Annotated in this window: 15 protein-coding genes; 6 read left to right on the top strand and 9 right to left on the bottom strand. The window is 65.5% G+C overall.

The genetic code is table 11. The features are described 5' to 3' along the window. Positions 1-19: 19 nt before the first annotated feature. From QOU61_RS35875 to QOU61_RS35890, 4 genes are all read right to left on the bottom strand, one after another. On the bottom strand, positions 20-1,207 hold the full coding sequence (locus QOU61_RS35875) for an MFS transporter (RefSeq protein ID WP_289655887.1): 1,188 nt from the start codon (positions 1,205-1,207) through the stop codon (positions 20-22). 32 nt (positions 1,208-1,239) lie between these two features. Next, positions 1,240-1,812, bottom strand: a complete 573-nt coding sequence (locus tag QOU61_RS35880) for a hypothetical protein (RefSeq protein WP_289655888.1) — start codon at positions 1,810-1,812, stop codon at positions 1,240-1,242. Positions 1,813-2,125: 313 nt separating this feature from the next. Continuing rightward, on the bottom strand, positions 2,126-3,052 hold the full coding sequence (locus QOU61_RS35885) for an amino acid ABC transporter substrate-binding protein (RefSeq protein WP_289655889.1): 927 nt from the start codon (positions 3,050-3,052) through the stop codon (positions 2,126-2,128). A gap of 12 nt (positions 3,053-3,064) precedes the next feature. Next, positions 3,065-4,354 (bottom strand): dicarboxylate/amino acid:cation symporter, encoded by a 1,290-nt coding sequence (locus QOU61_RS35890; RefSeq protein ID WP_289655890.1) that lies wholly within the window; start codon positions 4,352-4,354, stop codon positions 3,065-3,067. Between the two features lie 369 nt (positions 4,355-4,723). On the opposite strand from QOU61_RS35890, the gene QOU61_RS35895 reads away from it, so the two are divergent. The 5 genes from QOU61_RS35895 (at position 4,724) to QOU61_RS35915 (ending at position 9,871) form a co-directional block, all read left to right on the top strand. Beyond that, positions 4,724-5,725, top strand: coding sequence for an NADP-dependent oxidoreductase (locus tag QOU61_RS35895; protein WP_289655891.1), 1,002 nt, complete (start codon positions 4,724-4,726; stop codon positions 5,723-5,725). 156 nt (positions 5,726-5,881) lie between these two features. Next, the gene (locus tag QOU61_RS35900) at positions 5,882-6,718 is read left to right on the top strand and encodes a cysteine rich repeat-containing protein (protein WP_289655892.1); all 837 of its coding nucleotides are present in this window, start codon (positions 5,882-5,884) and stop codon (positions 6,716-6,718) included. 88 nt (positions 6,719-6,806) lie between these two features. Further along, positions 6,807-7,016 carry a hypothetical protein gene (locus QOU61_RS35905; protein ID WP_289655893.1) on the top strand — a complete coding sequence of 70 codons (210 nt, stop codon included), beginning with the start codon at positions 6,807-6,809 and terminating at the stop codon, positions 7,014-7,016. Between the two features lie 114 nt (positions 7,017-7,130). Further along, positions 7,131-8,261: an FAD-dependent monooxygenase gene (locus QOU61_RS35910; protein ID WP_289655894.1), complete on the top strand. Its 1,131-nt coding sequence runs from the start codon at positions 7,131-7,133 to the stop codon at positions 8,259-8,261. Beyond that, positions 8,258-9,871, top strand: a complete 1,614-nt coding sequence (locus QOU61_RS35915; RefSeq protein WP_289655895.1) for a benzoate-CoA ligase family protein — start codon at positions 8,258-8,260, stop codon at positions 9,869-9,871. The genes QOU61_RS35910 and QOU61_RS35915 overlap by 4 nt, the downstream gene beginning before the upstream one ends. Positions 9,872-10,056: 185 nt before the next feature. Here QOU61_RS35915 and QOU61_RS35920 read toward each other — a convergent pair whose 3' ends face one another. The 3 genes from QOU61_RS35920 to maiA are packed head-to-tail and all read right to left on the bottom strand — an operon-like array spanning position 10,057 to position 12,369. Next, positions 10,057-11,241, bottom strand: coding sequence for a 3-hydroxybenzoate 6-monooxygenase (locus QOU61_RS35920; protein ID WP_289662071.1), 1,185 nt, complete (start codon positions 11,239-11,241; stop codon positions 10,057-10,059). Then, positions 11,241-11,747 carry a MarR family winged helix-turn-helix transcriptional regulator gene (locus QOU61_RS35925; protein ID WP_289662073.1) on the bottom strand — a complete coding sequence of 169 codons (507 nt, stop codon included), beginning with the start codon at positions 11,745-11,747 and terminating at the stop codon, positions 11,241-11,243. The genes QOU61_RS35920 and QOU61_RS35925 overlap by 1 nt, the downstream gene beginning before the upstream one ends. Continuing rightward, entirely contained in the window at positions 11,734-12,369 is a 636-nt protein-coding gene (maiA, locus tag QOU61_RS35930; protein ID WP_289655896.1) for a maleylacetoacetate isomerase, read from the bottom strand. The genes QOU61_RS35925 and maiA overlap by 14 nt, the downstream gene beginning before the upstream one ends. A 204-nt stretch (positions 12,370-12,573) precedes the next feature. Between maiA and gtdA the strand changes: the two genes are divergently transcribed. Beyond that, positions 12,574-13,614 carry a gentisate 1,2-dioxygenase gene (gtdA, locus tag QOU61_RS35935; RefSeq protein WP_289655897.1) on the top strand — a complete coding sequence of 347 codons (1,041 nt, stop codon included), beginning with the start codon at positions 12,574-12,576 and terminating at the stop codon, positions 13,612-13,614. A 46-nt stretch (positions 13,615-13,660) separates the two neighbouring features. On the opposite strand, the gene QOU61_RS35940 is transcribed toward gtdA, so the two are convergent. Together QOU61_RS35940 and QOU61_RS35945 are read right to left on the bottom strand one after the other, a co-directional pair. After that, positions 13,661-14,488, bottom strand: coding sequence for an ABC transporter permease (locus QOU61_RS35940; protein ID WP_289655898.1), 828 nt, complete (start codon positions 14,486-14,488; stop codon positions 13,661-13,663). Then, positions 14,481-15,254: an ABC transporter ATP-binding protein gene (locus tag QOU61_RS35945; protein ID WP_289662075.1), complete on the bottom strand. Its 774-nt coding sequence runs from the start codon at positions 15,252-15,254 to the stop codon at positions 14,481-14,483. The genes QOU61_RS35940 and QOU61_RS35945 overlap by 8 nt, the downstream gene beginning before the upstream one ends. Positions 15,255-15,306: the final 52 nt, after the last annotated feature.

The following is a 15,306-nucleotide window of genomic DNA, read 5'->3' on the forward strand; positions in this document are numbered from 1 at the left end:
GGCTGGTCCTTGATGGCATTTACGACGTCTCCTCCGGCGGCTTGATGTGGCGGAACGAGAACAGCAGCGCGAGGTCATAGGCGATCTTGAGCGCGCCGCAGATCACGAGCGGCAATCCTGAAAAGGTCGTCGTCAGAAGCGCGCCCGCAATCGCCGGGCTGATGGCGGAGGCCAGGCTGCGGGGGACCGCGGTCACGCTCGCGGCGGCTGGCCGCTCGGCGGGTGTTACCACGGCCATGACGTAGGAGGTTCGCGTCGGAACATCCATTTGCGAGAGCGCCGCGCGGAGCAAGAGAAGGCCTAGCGCGACATAGAGATTGGGCGCGAAGGCCGCAAGGATCAGAAAGACGCTGGATGGAATATGCGTGAATACCATCGTGTTGACGAGCCCGACGCGCTTCGCCAGCCACGCCGCCACGGGATAGGAAAAAGCACTGAGCGTGCTCGACCAGAAAAAGAAGAGCCCGGCCTGCGCGAGCGACAGATCGAAGCGCTGAAACAGCCACAGCGCCAGCAGCGATTGCACGACGAAGCCTCCCGCGAAGGCATCGACGCTGAACAGTATTGCCAGCTTGTAGACCGTTCTGCGTGAAGGCCCGAGCGGCGCATGGCTTTGCTGCTGCGCCTGCGTGGTCGGGAGCCGGCGGTAGAGGATTGCGCTCGCCACACCCAGCGCGGCGTAGAGATAGAACATCAGGCGCAGCGCAGCCAGATTGGCGACGCCTGCCGCGGTCAGGAATTCAGGCAAGGACGAGGCAAGCGATCCTGCCGCGGCCGACAGCGCGCCGATCAGGCTGTAGCGCGCGAAGACGCGGGTGCGGTCCTGATCCGCAGCGCCGCGCGCGAGCATGGCATGTTCGAGCGGCACCAGGACGCCGAGATCGCCGGCAGAAGGATTGATCGTGCCGATGAATGCGACCACTGCAATCAGGACCAGGTGCCCGACATTGGGGAAGACCAATCCCGTCGCCGACATCAGCCCGGCACCCAGCAACATCAGCAAACGGAGGTCGCGGCGGGGCGCAATCATGCCAACACCGAGCGTCAGTACGGCGGTTCCCAACAGCGAGGCGGTGGCAATGAGCCCGACCGCGACGGCATCGTAGCCGAGCTCCGTCATGTAGGCGGGAAGGATGATGATCGCAAAGCCGTCGGCGAACCCGCGCAGCCCGCGGGCAACATAAAGCCTGATAATGCTGACCCGCATCGTCTCCGTCCGGTCTTGCAATGCGACGTCTATCACGGCAGCACCGTGATCCTGATCCGGTCAAAACGGGTAACGCTGTCCGCCTTGGTCCAGAGCGCGATCCCCCCGGCCTCGTCAAATGTTCCATCGGTCACGCTGAACAGCGCCTCGCCGTCATAGGAAACAGTGAAGCGGTCGCCTTCGGCCCGCAGCGAGAGGACGTGCCATTCGCGCAGCGTGACTTTCAGGTCCGAGCCGCCGAGCAGCTCGCGACGTCCGTTGACGACCCGATAGAAGCGCACATTGTCTTCCAGGGCGTTGGCCCGCGCCACGTAATAATTGTCCGGATCGGCCAACCGCACGGCGATGCCGCCGGCCTGGTCTACCTTGCCGGCGATGGCCTTGAAGCGAAGCGTAACCTCGATGTTGGCGGCCGACAGGCTGTCGTGGATCGCAAGCGGAAAGCGGTAGCCGCTTTGGTCCGTGCTGATCTGCTCGATCGCCCGTCCATCGTCTGCGCTTGGGTCCTCGGTCACGATCCATTCGCCTTCCTGTCCCTTGCCGGTCCTCGCAAAGTTAAATCCGCTCGGCGGCGATCCGAGCGCCATTCGACCGATCACGATCATGGGCAACACTCCGGTTTCAGCGAACGATGACACGCCGGCGCACGCGGCACGCTGGCCGCGGCAAGGCTCACAACAGGTCTGACGGGGTGAGGAAACTCCGGCCTTGTTCCATCCACGCGCAAGCCCTCGAGAGATCGAGCATTGCGCAGAGCTTGGACAGCAAGCCGTCTGGCGGGGAGTCTGCGGTTTCCCCGATGCTTACGAGGATAAATCCACGGCGATGACGGCGCAAGCCCCGCGAGCCTGGTGCCACCTCAGCCGAGGGAGCGCTCCGCAAGGAGCGCGTCTCGAAGGGCGAATAACGCGGAGCGCCCTAGTTGTTCGCGCCCGGCGAATCGTCGAGCGCCTTGAACGCCTCTTCGAGCTGCGGCGAGATCGCCACGTTGAGCCGCTCCCCGGTCGGCAACCGCCTGACGAACCACTTGTCGTAGAGCGGCACCAGGTCGTGGTTGGAGCCGAGCTTGCGGAACGCGCGCTCGACCACGGCGGAAAGCTGCGGCTCGCCCTTGCGGAACATGATGCCGTAGGGATCGTAGGACAGGTAGTCGCCGGTGACACGGAACCTGTCCTGCGACTTGTGCCGGGCGATCAATCCGTAGAGCAGGATGTCGTCGGTGGCGAAGGCATCGGCCTTGCCGTCGACCAGCGTCTGGTAGGACTGCTCATGGTCGGCCGCCGCGATGATATTGAGGCCGAGCGAGAACTTCTTGTCGGCGCCATGGATCGCCTGCTCGTTGGTGGTGCCCTTGGTGACCACCACGGTCTTGCCCTTGAGGTCGGTGATCCCGGAAACGTTCGCGGCCTTCGGCACCATCAGCTTGGTGCCGGCGACGAACATCAAGGGCGAGAACGCCACCTGCTTGGCGCGCTCGGAATTCGCCGTGGTCGATCCGCATTCGAGATCGATCTTCTTCTCGAGCACCGCCTGGATGCGGTCGTCGGAGGTGACCTTGACGTAGTCGATTTTGAGATTGGGATCGTCGACCTCGACGCCGATCTCGTCGACCACGGCCTCGCACAGTTCGAGGCTGTAACCGATCGGCCGGTTGGCCTGGTCGAGGAACGAGAACGGCGGCGAGCTCTCGCGATAGCCGAGCCGCACGACATGGCTGTTCTTGATCGCCGACAGCGTGGGGCTGAGCCCCTCGCCGCCTGTTGTCTGGGCCATGGCGGGCGATGCCAGCAGGCACGCCGCCAGCCACAATCCGACCGCCGATACCGGCCCTGAACGCCGAGGCATGGTTCGCCTCCTCTAGTGGCCGGCCAGCACGGCGCCCGGCACGGCATCGGAGGGCACGGCGTCGTCAGGCCCGAGCTCATGCTCGCCCTTGAGCTCGCCCTCCCACTTCGCCACCACGGCGGTCGCAAGCGAGTTGCCGATCACGTTGGTGGCGCTGCGTCCCATGTCGAGGAAGGTGTCGATGCCCATGATCATGAGCAGGCCCGCCTCCGGGATGCCGAACTGGCTGAGGGTGGAGGCGATCACGACCAGAGAGGCGCGCGGCACGCCGGCAACCCCCTTCGAGGTGATCATCAGGGTCGCGAGCATCGCGAGCTGCGTGCCGAGCGACATGTCGATATGGTAGGTCTGCGCGATGAAGATGCTGGCGAAGGTGCAATACATCATCGTGCCGTCGAGATTGAACGAATAGCCAAGCGGCAGCACGAAGGCCGAGATCCGCGACGAAGCCCCGAAACGGTTGAGGCCCTCCAGCGTCTTCGGATAGGCGGCTTCCGACGAGGCGGTCGAGAAGGCGATCATCAGGGGCTCGCGGATCAGCTTCAGCAGATGGTTGTAGCGCGGCCCGATGACGATAAAGCCGACGATGACCAGGATGCCCCACAGGATCATCAGCGACAGATAGAAGCCGCCCATGAAGACGACGAGCTTCCACAGCACGCCGAGGCCGTTCTTGGCGACCGTGGCGGTGATCGCGGCCCACACCGCGACCGGCGCGAACAGCATCACATAGGAGGTGACCTTCAGCATGATGTGCGCGAGGTCGTCGATCAGCGCGAGGATCGGCTTGGCCCGTTCCGGCAGCGCGCCGAGCGCGACCGCGAAGAACACCGCGAACACCACGATCTGCAGGATTTCATTCTGCGCCATCGCGTCCGCGATCGAGGTCGGGATCAAATGCGTGAGGAACTTCTCGATCGAGAAGGCGGAGACCGGCAGGCCGGTCGATTGCGTCTTTTCCGGCAGCGTGCCCGGGAAATTGGCGCCGGGCTGCAGCAGGTTGACCATCACGAGGCCGAGCAGCAGCGACACGAAGGAGGCGCTGACGAACCAGCCCATGGTTTTGGCAAACACCCGGCCGAGCTTGGAGCCGGACCCCATATGAGCGATGCCGCCGACCAGCGTTGCGAAAACCAGCGGCGCGATGATCATCTTGATCAGGCGCAGGAACAGCATGGCGATCAGATTGATGTCGGCCGCAAGCTCGGCCCGGCTGTCGGGCATGAGGTTGAAGATCAGCGCCCCCATCACGATGCCGAGAACCATCGCGCCGAGGATGAATTGCGTAAACCTGTTCGACATGTGCTTACCCCCGTAAGTCCGGGCCGGGCCGTGTTTCCGAAGTTCGTAAGCTGATGGGGAGCCTTTGAAACGAACCTCGGAAACAAAGGTGCACGGCCAACCAAAACTCTTCGTGCCGCTCTTCGATTTCGCATTCCCGATCGAACCCGCGGCAATCCGAGCAGGAACGTCAAATCGACGGCACTTTCGAGTGTGGCAGATTTTAAGACCGGCGCAACACGCTTCGCGCTTGCGCGTGGTGTACCAGCGTGTTCCGATTGTGGAAGACGGCGCGAGCCGCTACCCTGCTTGCAACGCACAATGATGCAGTTGCTCATTTGCCGGGCGCACAATTGCACCGATAATCACCAAACGAGTGGAGGGAAGGCCATGAACGCGAGCATCAATCGCCAGGTCCTGCTGGTGGAGAAGCCGGCCGGCAAACTCGGTTCCGAACATTTCAGGATGACCAACGGCGTCGTGCCCGAGCCAAAGGACGGCGAGGCGCTGCTGCGGGTGAGATACATCTCGCTCGATGCCGCTAACCGCGCCTGGATGCATGGCGCGACCTATCGTTCCGCGGTCGAGGCCAATACGGTGATGGCCGGCGGCGGCATCGCGGAAGTGATTGCGTCGAAGGATCCCAGCCTGAAGCCGGGCGACATCGTGTTCGGCGACACCGGCTGGCAGGATTATGCGGCCGTGCCGGCGCGGCAGCTCTCGAAGATGCCGAAGCTGGAGCCGATGACGCATCTGCTCAGCGTGTTCGGCGTCGCCGGGCTGACCGCCTATTTCGGCCTGCTCGATATCGGCAAGCCGAAGGCCGGCGAAACTGTCGTGGTCTCGGCCGCCGCCGGCTCGGTCGGCTCGATCGTCGGCCAGATCGCGAAGATCAAGGGCTGCCGCGTCGTCGGCATCGCCGGCGGCAAGGACAAGTGCGGCTGGCTGACGTCCGAACTCGGCTTCGACGCCGCCGTCGACTACAAGGACGGCGCGGTGTTCAAGGCGCTGCGCGCCGCCGCGCCCGACGGCATCGACGTCTATTTCGACAATGTCGGCGGCGACATTCTGGAAGCCTGCCTGCCGCAGATGAACAATTACGGCCGCATCGCCTGCTGCGGCGCGGTCTCGCAGTATGACGGCGCGCCCTCGGCAACGGGTCCGCGCGGCGTACCCGGCCTTATCGTGGTGAAGCGGCTCATCATGCAGGGCTTCATCGTGATGGATTTCTATCGCCGGCGCGACCAGGCGCTCGCCGACCTGCAGGCCTGGGTCAAATCCGGCAAGCTCAAGGTTGAGGAGGACGTGATCGAGGGGCTCGAGAACACGCCAAGGGCACTGATCGGACTGCTCGCGGGCGAGAACCGCGGCAAGCGCATGATCAAGGTGTGAACGGCGGCGGGCAGCGCCCCCGCAACATTCCACTTGCGGTAGCAGCCAAAGCGGCAAATGATGCCGCCCGAGCGGGCTTTTTCTGATCAGGTTTTTTTACTGTTTCACTTCGGTTGGAGCGGCGGTTTCCCGTCGGCAACAAAAAGGATTGCTCCCATGACTAACCTGTGCAGGCGCGCCGTCCTGGCTATTCCCTTGCTTGCGGCGGGTGTGAGCGCGGCTCTGGCGCAAGCACCGACCGAAGCGCAGCGCGAGGCCATCAAGTCGGCGTGCCGCTCCGACTACATGGCGCATTGCTCCAGCATTCCGCCGGGCGGCGCGGCCTCGCTCGAATGCCTGCAGAAGAACATGTCGAGCCTCTCCTCGGGTTGTGCCGGCGCCGTCCGCGCGGTGGAAGCGCCCGCGGCGACGGAGACCAAGAGCGAGGCCAAGCCCGAAGCCAAGCCGGAGGCGACTCCCGCCGCCAAGGAAACGGCCAAGGAAACAACGAAGGAGACGAAGCCGGCCGCCGAGCCTGCGGCGACGCCGAAAGCCGCCAGCGCCGCTGGCAAGAAGCCGAGCAGCGCGCAGATCGCGGCGATCCGCAGCGCCTGCCGCTCCGACTATCCCAAGGTCTGCGCCGGCGTGCCCACGGGCGGCGCGGCCGCGCTGGAATGCCTGGAGAAGAACAAGGCGAAGGTCTCGCCCGCCTGCGAAAAGGCGGTGGCCGCGGCCGGCGGCGGCGCCGCGACGGCGGCGGGCAGCGCACCGGCCGCCACCGCTGCAGCAGCGCCCGCGGCTGCCGCGGCCGCTGCGCCGACCGTGCTGGTGCTGCGGCCGATGCGGCCGCGCGAAGTGCTGTTCGTGATGCGATCGGCCTGTGGCGCCGACGTGCGCGCGCTGTGCTCAGGTATTCCGGTCGGTGGCGGGCGCATCATCGAATGCCTGAGGACGCAGGCGGCGTCGCTTTCGCCTGATTGCAAGGGCGTGCTCGGCCAGTTCGCGGCGCAGTAGCGCGCGCCGCGGTCCGACATCGCGGGGGCCGCTGCCTGCGCGATGTCGATTTGCCAGAAAACCAACGCACACAAACTGGGAGAAAGACATGCGTGCACTGCTGCTCGTCGCCGCTTCCATCCTGGCTTTCGGCGCAACCATGACCTTCGAGTCCACCGACGCCAATGCCGTGGTGTGTGCCCGCGGCGTCTATCGGGCCGGCTGCGCCGGACCGAGGGGCGCGGCCGTCGTGCGCCATCCGGCGCGTGTCTGCCGCTCGGTGCTGGTGAACGGCGTCTACGTGCGACGCTGCTACTGATCCCCGCCCCGATCGCGGCTATATTTCCAGTGGCGCCGCCGGCCGGCGCAGGCTAGTGTGGCCGATCAATTGTAAGTATACTGTCAATCAAGGAAGGGATCAGGGAGGAGACGCGTGCGCATCGCCGTGATCGGCGGAGGGCCCGGCGGGCTCTATTTCAGCTATCTCTGGAAGAAGCGGAATCCGGAGGATTGCGTCGACCTGTTCGAGCAGAACACGGCCGGCGCGACCTTCGGCTTCGGCGTCGTGTTCTCCGACGAGGCGCTGGAATTCCTGCGCGCCGACGACCCCGACACCGTGGATGCGATCGCGCCCCGGATGGAAAGCTGGGAGAACATCACGCTCAACCTGCGCGGCGAGAGCATCGCGATCGACGGCGTCGGCTTCTCCTCGATCGGGCGGCTGGAGCTGCTCACCCTGCTGCAGCAACAGGCGCACGGGGTCGGCGTCGCGCCGCAATTCGACAGCCCCCTGCACTCGGTCGACCAGCTCGCGGACTACGACCTGATCGTCGCCGCCGACGGGCTGAACTCGATGGTGCGCCGCGCCTTCGAAGGCGATTTCGGCACCTCGCTGTGCTACTCCTCCAACAAGTTCGCCTGGTACGGCACGACCAAGCGCTTCGACACGCTGTCGCAGACCTTCATCGCCACTGAGCGCGGCACCTTCAACGCCCACCACTACCGCTATGCGCCTGAGATGAGCACCTTCCTGGTGGAATGCGACCGCGCCACCTGGCAGGCCTATGGCTTCGCCTACAAGAACGGCGATGAATCCAAGGCGATCTGCGAGGACTTGTTCGCCGACACGCTCGGCGGCCGCTTCCTGGTGTCGAACAAGTCGGCGTGGCGCAGCTTTCCCTGGGTCTGGAACGAGCACTGGTCGTTCAAGAACATGGTGCTGATCGGCGACGCGCTGCATTCGGCGCATTTCTCGATCGGCTCGGGCACGCGGCTCGCGATCGAGGACGCCATCGCGCTGGTCAAGGCGCTGGAGGCGGAAGCCCATGTCGCGACCGCGCTTGCGCGCTACGAGGCCGAACGCAAGCCGATCGTGCAGAAGCTCGTCACCGCGGCGCGCACCAGCGCCGACTGGTACGAGCGCTTTCCCGAGCACATGAAGCTCGAGCTGATGGACTTCGCCTATAGCTACATCACCCGCTCCGGGCGGATCGACGACGCGCGGCTGCGCGCGATGTCGCCCGGCTTCATGGCGCAGTACGAGGCATCGAGGAACAAGGCATGAGCCGTGCCGTCGCCGACCGGGTGCCGCCGGACGGCGCGGGCGCGCGCGAGATCGGCTTTGCGATCCCGCAGAGCTATAATGCGAGCCGCATCCTGTTCGACAACCTCGCGGCCGGCCGCGGCGATCGCCCGGCCCTGACGGGTCCGGCCGGCGCGCGAACCTATCGCGAGCTCTGCGCAGAAGCCTGCCGCTGGGGCAACGGCCTTGCGTCGCTGGGCTTGAGGCGCGGCGACCGCGTGCTTCTGTTCCTCGACGATACGCCGGCCTATCCTGCGGCATTCTTCGGCGCGGTGCGCGCCGGGTTCGTGCCGCTCTTGATCAACACGCTGACGCCGCCGGAGCTCCTGCAATTCTACCTCGCCGACAGCAGCGCCTCGGTCGCGGTGGCCGATGCCGAATTCGTTGCGCGCTTCGATGCCGCCGCCTGCCGGGATACGAAGCTTTCGACGCTGATCGTGGTCAATGGCGAGGTCGGCGCGACCGCTGCTCCGCGAACGATCGAGGCCGGGCCGTGGCTGGCGCGGTTTCCGGCCGAGCTCGCCGAGGCCGACACCGATCGCAACGAGATGGCGTTCTGGATGTACTCCTCCGGCTCGACCGGGAGACCAAAAGGCATCGTCCATCTGCAGCACGACATGGCCTATAGCGAGCAGGCTTTTGCGCGAAATGTGCTGAATCTCAAGCCCGGCGACATCTGCTTCTCGGTGCCGAAGATCTTCTTTGCCTATGGGTTCGGCAATTCCATCACCTTTCCATTTTCGGTCGGCGCGGCGACGCTGCTGCTGCCTGGACAGCCGAAGCCGGCGGCGATCTTCGAGGCGATCGGAAAATTCAAGCCGACCGTGTTCTTCGGGCTGCCGACGCTCTACACGTCGCTGACCAAGGCGGAGAATGCCGCGGCCGCCGACTTCTCCTCGCTGCGCATGGCGATCTCCGCCGCCGAGGTGCTGTCGGCGGACGTCTTCAACGGCTGGAAGGCGCTCACCGGCCTCGAGATCGTCGAAGGGCTGGGCTCGACCGAGGTGCTGCACATCTATCTCTGCAATCGCGCGGAGAAGAAGAAGCTTGGGGCCGCGGGCCTGCGGGTGCCCGGCTACGAGATCGCGCTCAAGGACAAGGACGGCCGCGCGGTCGGCGACAACGAGGAAGGCATCCTCTGGGTGCGCGGCGATTCAGCGACGCCGCTGTACTGGAATCGGCCCGACAAATCGGCCGAGACCATCCGTGAAGCCGGCTGGATCTATACCGGCGACCGCTTCGTGCGCGATGCGGAGGGTTTTTATTTCTTCCGCGGCCGCGCCGACGATCTCGTGAAAATCTCCGGCCAATGGGTCTATCCGCTGGAGGTCGAGCTGTGCCTCGCCGAGCATCCAGACATCAGGGAATGCGCGGTCTATGCCGCCGAGCTGCCGGACCGCCGCATGACGCTGAAGGCGGTCGTGGTGATGAACAGCCGGCGTTTTGACGCCGAGGATGCGACGAAGCGGCTGCAGGATTACGTCAAGGCAAAGCTTCTGCCGTACAAATATCCGCGCGAGGTGATCTTCATCGACGAGTTGCCGAAGACCGGCACCGGCAAGATCGACCGCCAGGCCTTGATGCGGATGTAAAGTGCCGGCACTTCCACAGTGTCGTCCCTGCCTTGTGCGCAATTGCGCACTGGAGCGGGGACCCATAACCACAAGCGCCCGCTGCTTTGCCAGGCTGTGGCCCCAGCCTTACCCACAACGTCTTCTTGTGGTTATGGGTCCCGGCTCACGCGCTTGGCCGGGACGACGACAGAGTATTCTGCGCCCTACCCCTTCAGCCCCGTGCCGCCATAGAGCCAGGCGAGATCGCCGTACCATTCTTCCTGGCTCTTCGCGCTCATGATGGCGTTGCGGAGGCGGGCGTGCTCTCCGTCCGGATGATAGATGTGCTCGCCGATCGCGCGTGACAAAAGCTGCACCCGCGCGGTGCGCGGGAAACGCTGCGCGCGGTAGGCTTCCAGCGCCGATGCGTGATCATCATGCTGCGCGAGCATGTGCGACAGGCACACCGCATCCTCCATCGCCTGGCAGGCGCCTTGGGCGAAATATTGCAGCATCGGATGCGCGGCGTCGCCGAGCAGCGCAACGCGGCCATCGACCCAGTGCTCGCTGGGATCGCGGTCGCACAACACCCAGAGCTTCCAGTCCTTGCCATGTCGGATGATGTTCTGGGCCCGCTCATGGACGTGGCGAAAGCCCTTCATCACCTCTTCCTCCGAGACCGGCTTCCCCGCAACCGGCTCGGGCGCGTCGTTGTGATAGGTGACGACGAGATTGAATACCTTCCAGCCCGAAAGCGGGTAATGCACGATGTGGCATTTCGGCCCGGCCCACAGCGTCGCCGCGTTCCAGCGCAGATCTTCCGGCATTTGCTCGGTCGGGATCACCGAGCGATACGTGGTGTGGCCGGAGACGCGCGGCGGCCCGTCCGATGTGACCTGCTTGCGGACGTTCGACCACAGCCCGTCGGCGCCGATCAGGAGCGATCCGGTGACGCGCTCGCCGCTGCCAAGCTGTGCGGTGACCGACGCGCCGTCCTGCTCGTAGCCGAGAACCTCGCTCGAGACGCGCAGCTCGATCAGCGGATGCGCACGGCAGGCCTTCAGGAAAACCCCGTGCAGGTCGCCGCGATGCACCACCGCGTATGGATTGCCGAACCGGGCGCGAAACGGCTCGCGCAGGTCGACATGGGTGATCTCTTCCGCACTCAAGGCATCCATCAGGCGGAGCTGGTCGATATAGACGGCCATGCCGCGCGCGGCTTCGCCGACGCCGAGATAGTCGAAGGCATGGAAGGCGTTGGGGCCGAGCTGGATGCCGGCGCCGATCTCACCAAGGCTTGAGGCCTTCTCCAAGAGGATCGAGCGGATGCCCTTTTGCGCCAGCCCCAATGCAGCGGCGAGGCCGCCGATGCCGCCACCCGCGATCAGGACTGGCCGGTCGAGCGCCATCAATTCGATTTCCCGAGATGCTGGAGCGCGTCCTCGGCGCGCAGCGGCACGCGAGACGCCTCATTGTTGAGATCGACGAGCTGCGACAATAGCCCCATCAGCATCTTGCGGTCGGCCGCCTTCAGCGGCTGCAGCATCCGCGCCTGCGCGCGGTCGACCGCGGGCATAATCTCGCGCAGCGTCCCTCCGCCCTGCCGCGTGAGGTAGAGCAGCTTGACCCGCTTGTCATCGCGCGCCGGCCTGCGCTCGATCAGTCCCTTGCTCTCCAGCCGCTCGATCACGTTGCCGAGCGTCGAGCGGTCGAACGCGATCACCGCGGACAGCCGCGTCGCATCGATCCCGGGATGGGTCGAGATCGCGATCAGGGACGCATATTGCACCGGCGTCAGGTCGAAGGCGCGGCACTCCTCGACAAAGATCGAGACCGCGATCTGCTGCATGCGGCGAAACAGATAACCGGGCGCGGTGTAGACCGCGTCCATGGTGACGGAATCAGGCTTCGGCATCGGGCTGCCTGTCAGGAGCTGCATCGGCAAACGCCTTCATCGCCTTGGCGGCGGCTTCAGCCTTGAGGAGCCGCGGGAAAGCGGAAACGTCGACCCCGAAGCGCCGGGCGTTGCCGAGCTGCGGCACGAGACAAAGATCGGCGATGGTCGGCGCCTCGCCGAAGCAGAACGGACCGGGCTCGTTCGCGACCAGCTTCTCGCACGCGGCAAGTCCCTCGCGGTTGGCCCACGCCGCCCAGCCCGTCACCTGCTCCTCGGGCAGGCCGAGCTCGCGCAGCCGCGCCAGCACCTTCAAATTCTGCACCGGATGCGTATCGCTGGCGAGCACCATGGCAAATGCGCGGACCTTGGCGCGCCGCAGCGGATCGTTCGGCAACAGCGGCGGCGAGGGATGGATTTCGTCCAGCCATTCGATGATGGCGAGAGATTGCGTGAGCACGCCGCCCGCGCCGTCCTCCAGCGTCGGCACCAGCCCCTGCGGGTTGAGCACGAGATAGCCGGGCGCGCGCTGCTCTCCCTTGCGCAAATGGTGCGAAAGATGATCGACGCTCAAGCCCTTGAGATTGAGCGCGATCCTGACGCGGTACGCCGCGCTGCTGCGGAAATAGCCGTGCAGCTTCATCGGAACCTCCCCCGAGACTATCGTCTCGATACCTTGCTTGTCATTCCGGGGCGATGCGTCAGCATCGAACCCGGAATCTCGAGATTCCGGGTCTGGTGCTGCGCACCATCCGGGAATGACGGAGCTAGACATGAACTGACGAGTTGACGCTAGCCAAATTGGCAGTATGCTGTCAATCTACAGAAGAATGACGGGAGGCCAGCCATGGAAGCCGTGTCGAAGACGCCGGAACGCGAGGCGTTCTACAAGAAGATCGATGGCGAGAACCTGTCGGCGCTGTGGAACGTGATGGGCGACCTGATCACGCCGGAGCCGAAGAGCGCCTGCCGGCCGCATCTGTGGCAGTTCGACAAGATCCGCGACTACATGACCGAAGCCGGCAAGCTGATCACCGCGAAGGAAGCGGAGCGGCGCGTGCTGGTGCTGGAAAATCCGGGGCTGCGCGGCCAATCGAAGATCACGACCTCGCTGTTTGCCGGCGTGCAGATGGTGGTGCCCGGCGACGTCGCGCCGGCGCACCGGCACAGCCAGTCGGCGCTGCGCTTCATCCTCGAGGGCCATGGCGCCTACACCTCGGTCGACGGCGAGCGCACCGCGATGGAACCCGGCGACTTCGTCATCACGCCGTCGATGACCTGGCACGATCACTCCAACGACACCGCCGAGCCGATGTTCTGGCTCGACGGGCTCGACATTCCCATGGTGCAGTTCTTCGACGCCTCCTTTGCCGAAGGCATGAAGGAAGACCAGCAGAAGATCACCAAGCCCGCGGGCGACAGCTTCGCGCGCTACGGCCACAATCTGCTGCCGGTCGACCAGAAGCGTGCATCGAAGACCTCGCCGATCTTCAACTATCCCTATCATTATACGCGCGAGGCGCTGGAGCAGGCCAAGCGCACCGACGAGTGGGATGCCTGCCACGGGCTGAAGCTGAAATTCTCCAACCCCGAGACCGGCGACTATGCGATGCCGACCATCGGCACCTTCATCCAGCTATTGCCCAAGGGCTTCAAGACCGCGCGCTATCGCGCGACCGATGCCACCGTGTTTGCGGCGATCGAGGGCAAGGGCCGCACGCAGGTCGGCGACCAGACCTTCGAATGGGGCCCGCGCGACCTGTTCGTGGTGCCGAGCTGGCGCTGGGTCACGCATGAGGCGGACGCGGATTCGGTGCTGTTCTCCTTCTCCGACCGCCCGGTGCAGCAGAAGCTCGATTTGTTCCGCGAGGACCGCGGCAACGCGTGAGGCGATCGTCGCCCTGGCGAAAGCCGGGACGACGGCCGTATTGCCGCTACCGCCAGTGCAACAGCCGCGCTTCGAGCAAGCCGATCAGCTTGCCGATGGCGAGCCCGAACAGGCTGAGGATCACGACGCCGGCGAGCAACTGATCGGTCTGCATCAGATTGCCGGCCTGCAGCACGAAGGCGCCGATGCCGAACTCGGCGCCGATCATCTCGGCGCTGACCACGAGCAACAGCGCGACCGACGTGGTGATGCGGAAGCCGGCAAGGATCGATGGCAGCGCCCCCGGCCAGATCACGCGGCGGACGATGGTCGCAAACGGCACGTTGAAGCTCTGCGCCATGCGGATCAGGTTGCGCGGCACCGCGTCGACGCCGCTATAGGTCGCGATCGCGGTGGAGAAGAACACACCAAGCGCAATGGTCGCGATCTTCGGCTCCTCCCCGATTCCGAGCCACAGGATCAGGAGCGGCAGGAGCGCGATCTTCGGGATCGGGAACAGCGCCGAGATGAAGGTGATGCCGACGCTGCGCGCGAGCCGCGACAGCCCGATCGCGAAGCCGACGATGACGCCGGTCGCCGTGCCCAAAATCCAGCCGACGCCGATCCGCAGCAGCGAAACCGAGACGTGATGCCAGAGCGCCCCGCTGACCGCGAGCTGGTAGATCGCGCGCGCAATGGCGGAAGGTGTGGGCAGGAACAGCGGATTGACCCAGCCGACGCTGCCGGCCGCCTGCCAGAGTGCGATAACGAGCGCCAGCGCGACCCAGCCGCCGTAGCGGCTCGCGCTCGGCACGAAGCCGGCGCCGCGAAACGCCACGGGGCGCGTTGCCGCGGCGATATCGGCGTCCGGCTGCCTGGTGCCGCGGTCAAGCATGCTGCACCTCGCGCTCGGCATCGATCGCCTGCTCGCGGATCAGCGCCCAGAGATCGTTCTGCAGCGCAAGCAATTGGCCGCGCGCCTCGACCGCGCCGCGCTCGGCGCGCGTCATGGCGATCGGCACCACCTCGCGGACGCGGCCCGGCCGCCGCGACAGCACGACGATGCGGTCGGCGAGCCGCACCGCTTCCTCGAGATTGTGCGTGACATAGGCCGCGCCGATCGCGCCATCGGCGAGCAGGCCGATGAAATCCTCCATCAGGAGTTCGCGGGTCTGCGAATCCAGCGCCGACAGCGGCTCGTCCATCAGGAGGATCGCGGGCCGCACCGCGAGCGCGCGGGCAATGCCGACGCGCTGGCGCATGCCGCCGGAAAGCTGCTTCGGAAAAGCGGCGCGGAAATCAGAGAGCCCAGTGCGGCGCAATGCGTCGTCGACGATTCGGCCCCGCTCCGCCGCGCTCAAGCCGGCGTGCAGCAGCGGAAATTCGACATTGGCCGCAACCGTGCACCAGGGCAGCAGCGCGAAATCCTGGAACACGAAGGTCAGCGGATTGAGGCTGCCACCCGGCGGCGCACCGCGCAGCAGGGCCGCGCCGGCATCCGGCTGCAACAGCCCGCCGAGGACCGAGAGCAGCGTGCTCTTGCCGCAGCCGGAGGGACCGACGATCGCCACCACCTCGCCCGCGCCGACGGTGAACGAGACGTCGTCGAGCACGGCGAGGTCACCGAAGCGGTGGCTGATATGGTCGGCGATCAGGTCCATTTCATCGCTGCCTGTTCTAGCCGTCATGCCCGGGCTTGTCCCGGGCATCCAC

Origin of the sequence: Bradyrhizobium sp. NP1, from assembly GCF_030378205.1 — a bacterium.
GTDB lineage: Bacteria > Pseudomonadota > Alphaproteobacteria > Rhizobiales > Xanthobacteraceae > Bradyrhizobium.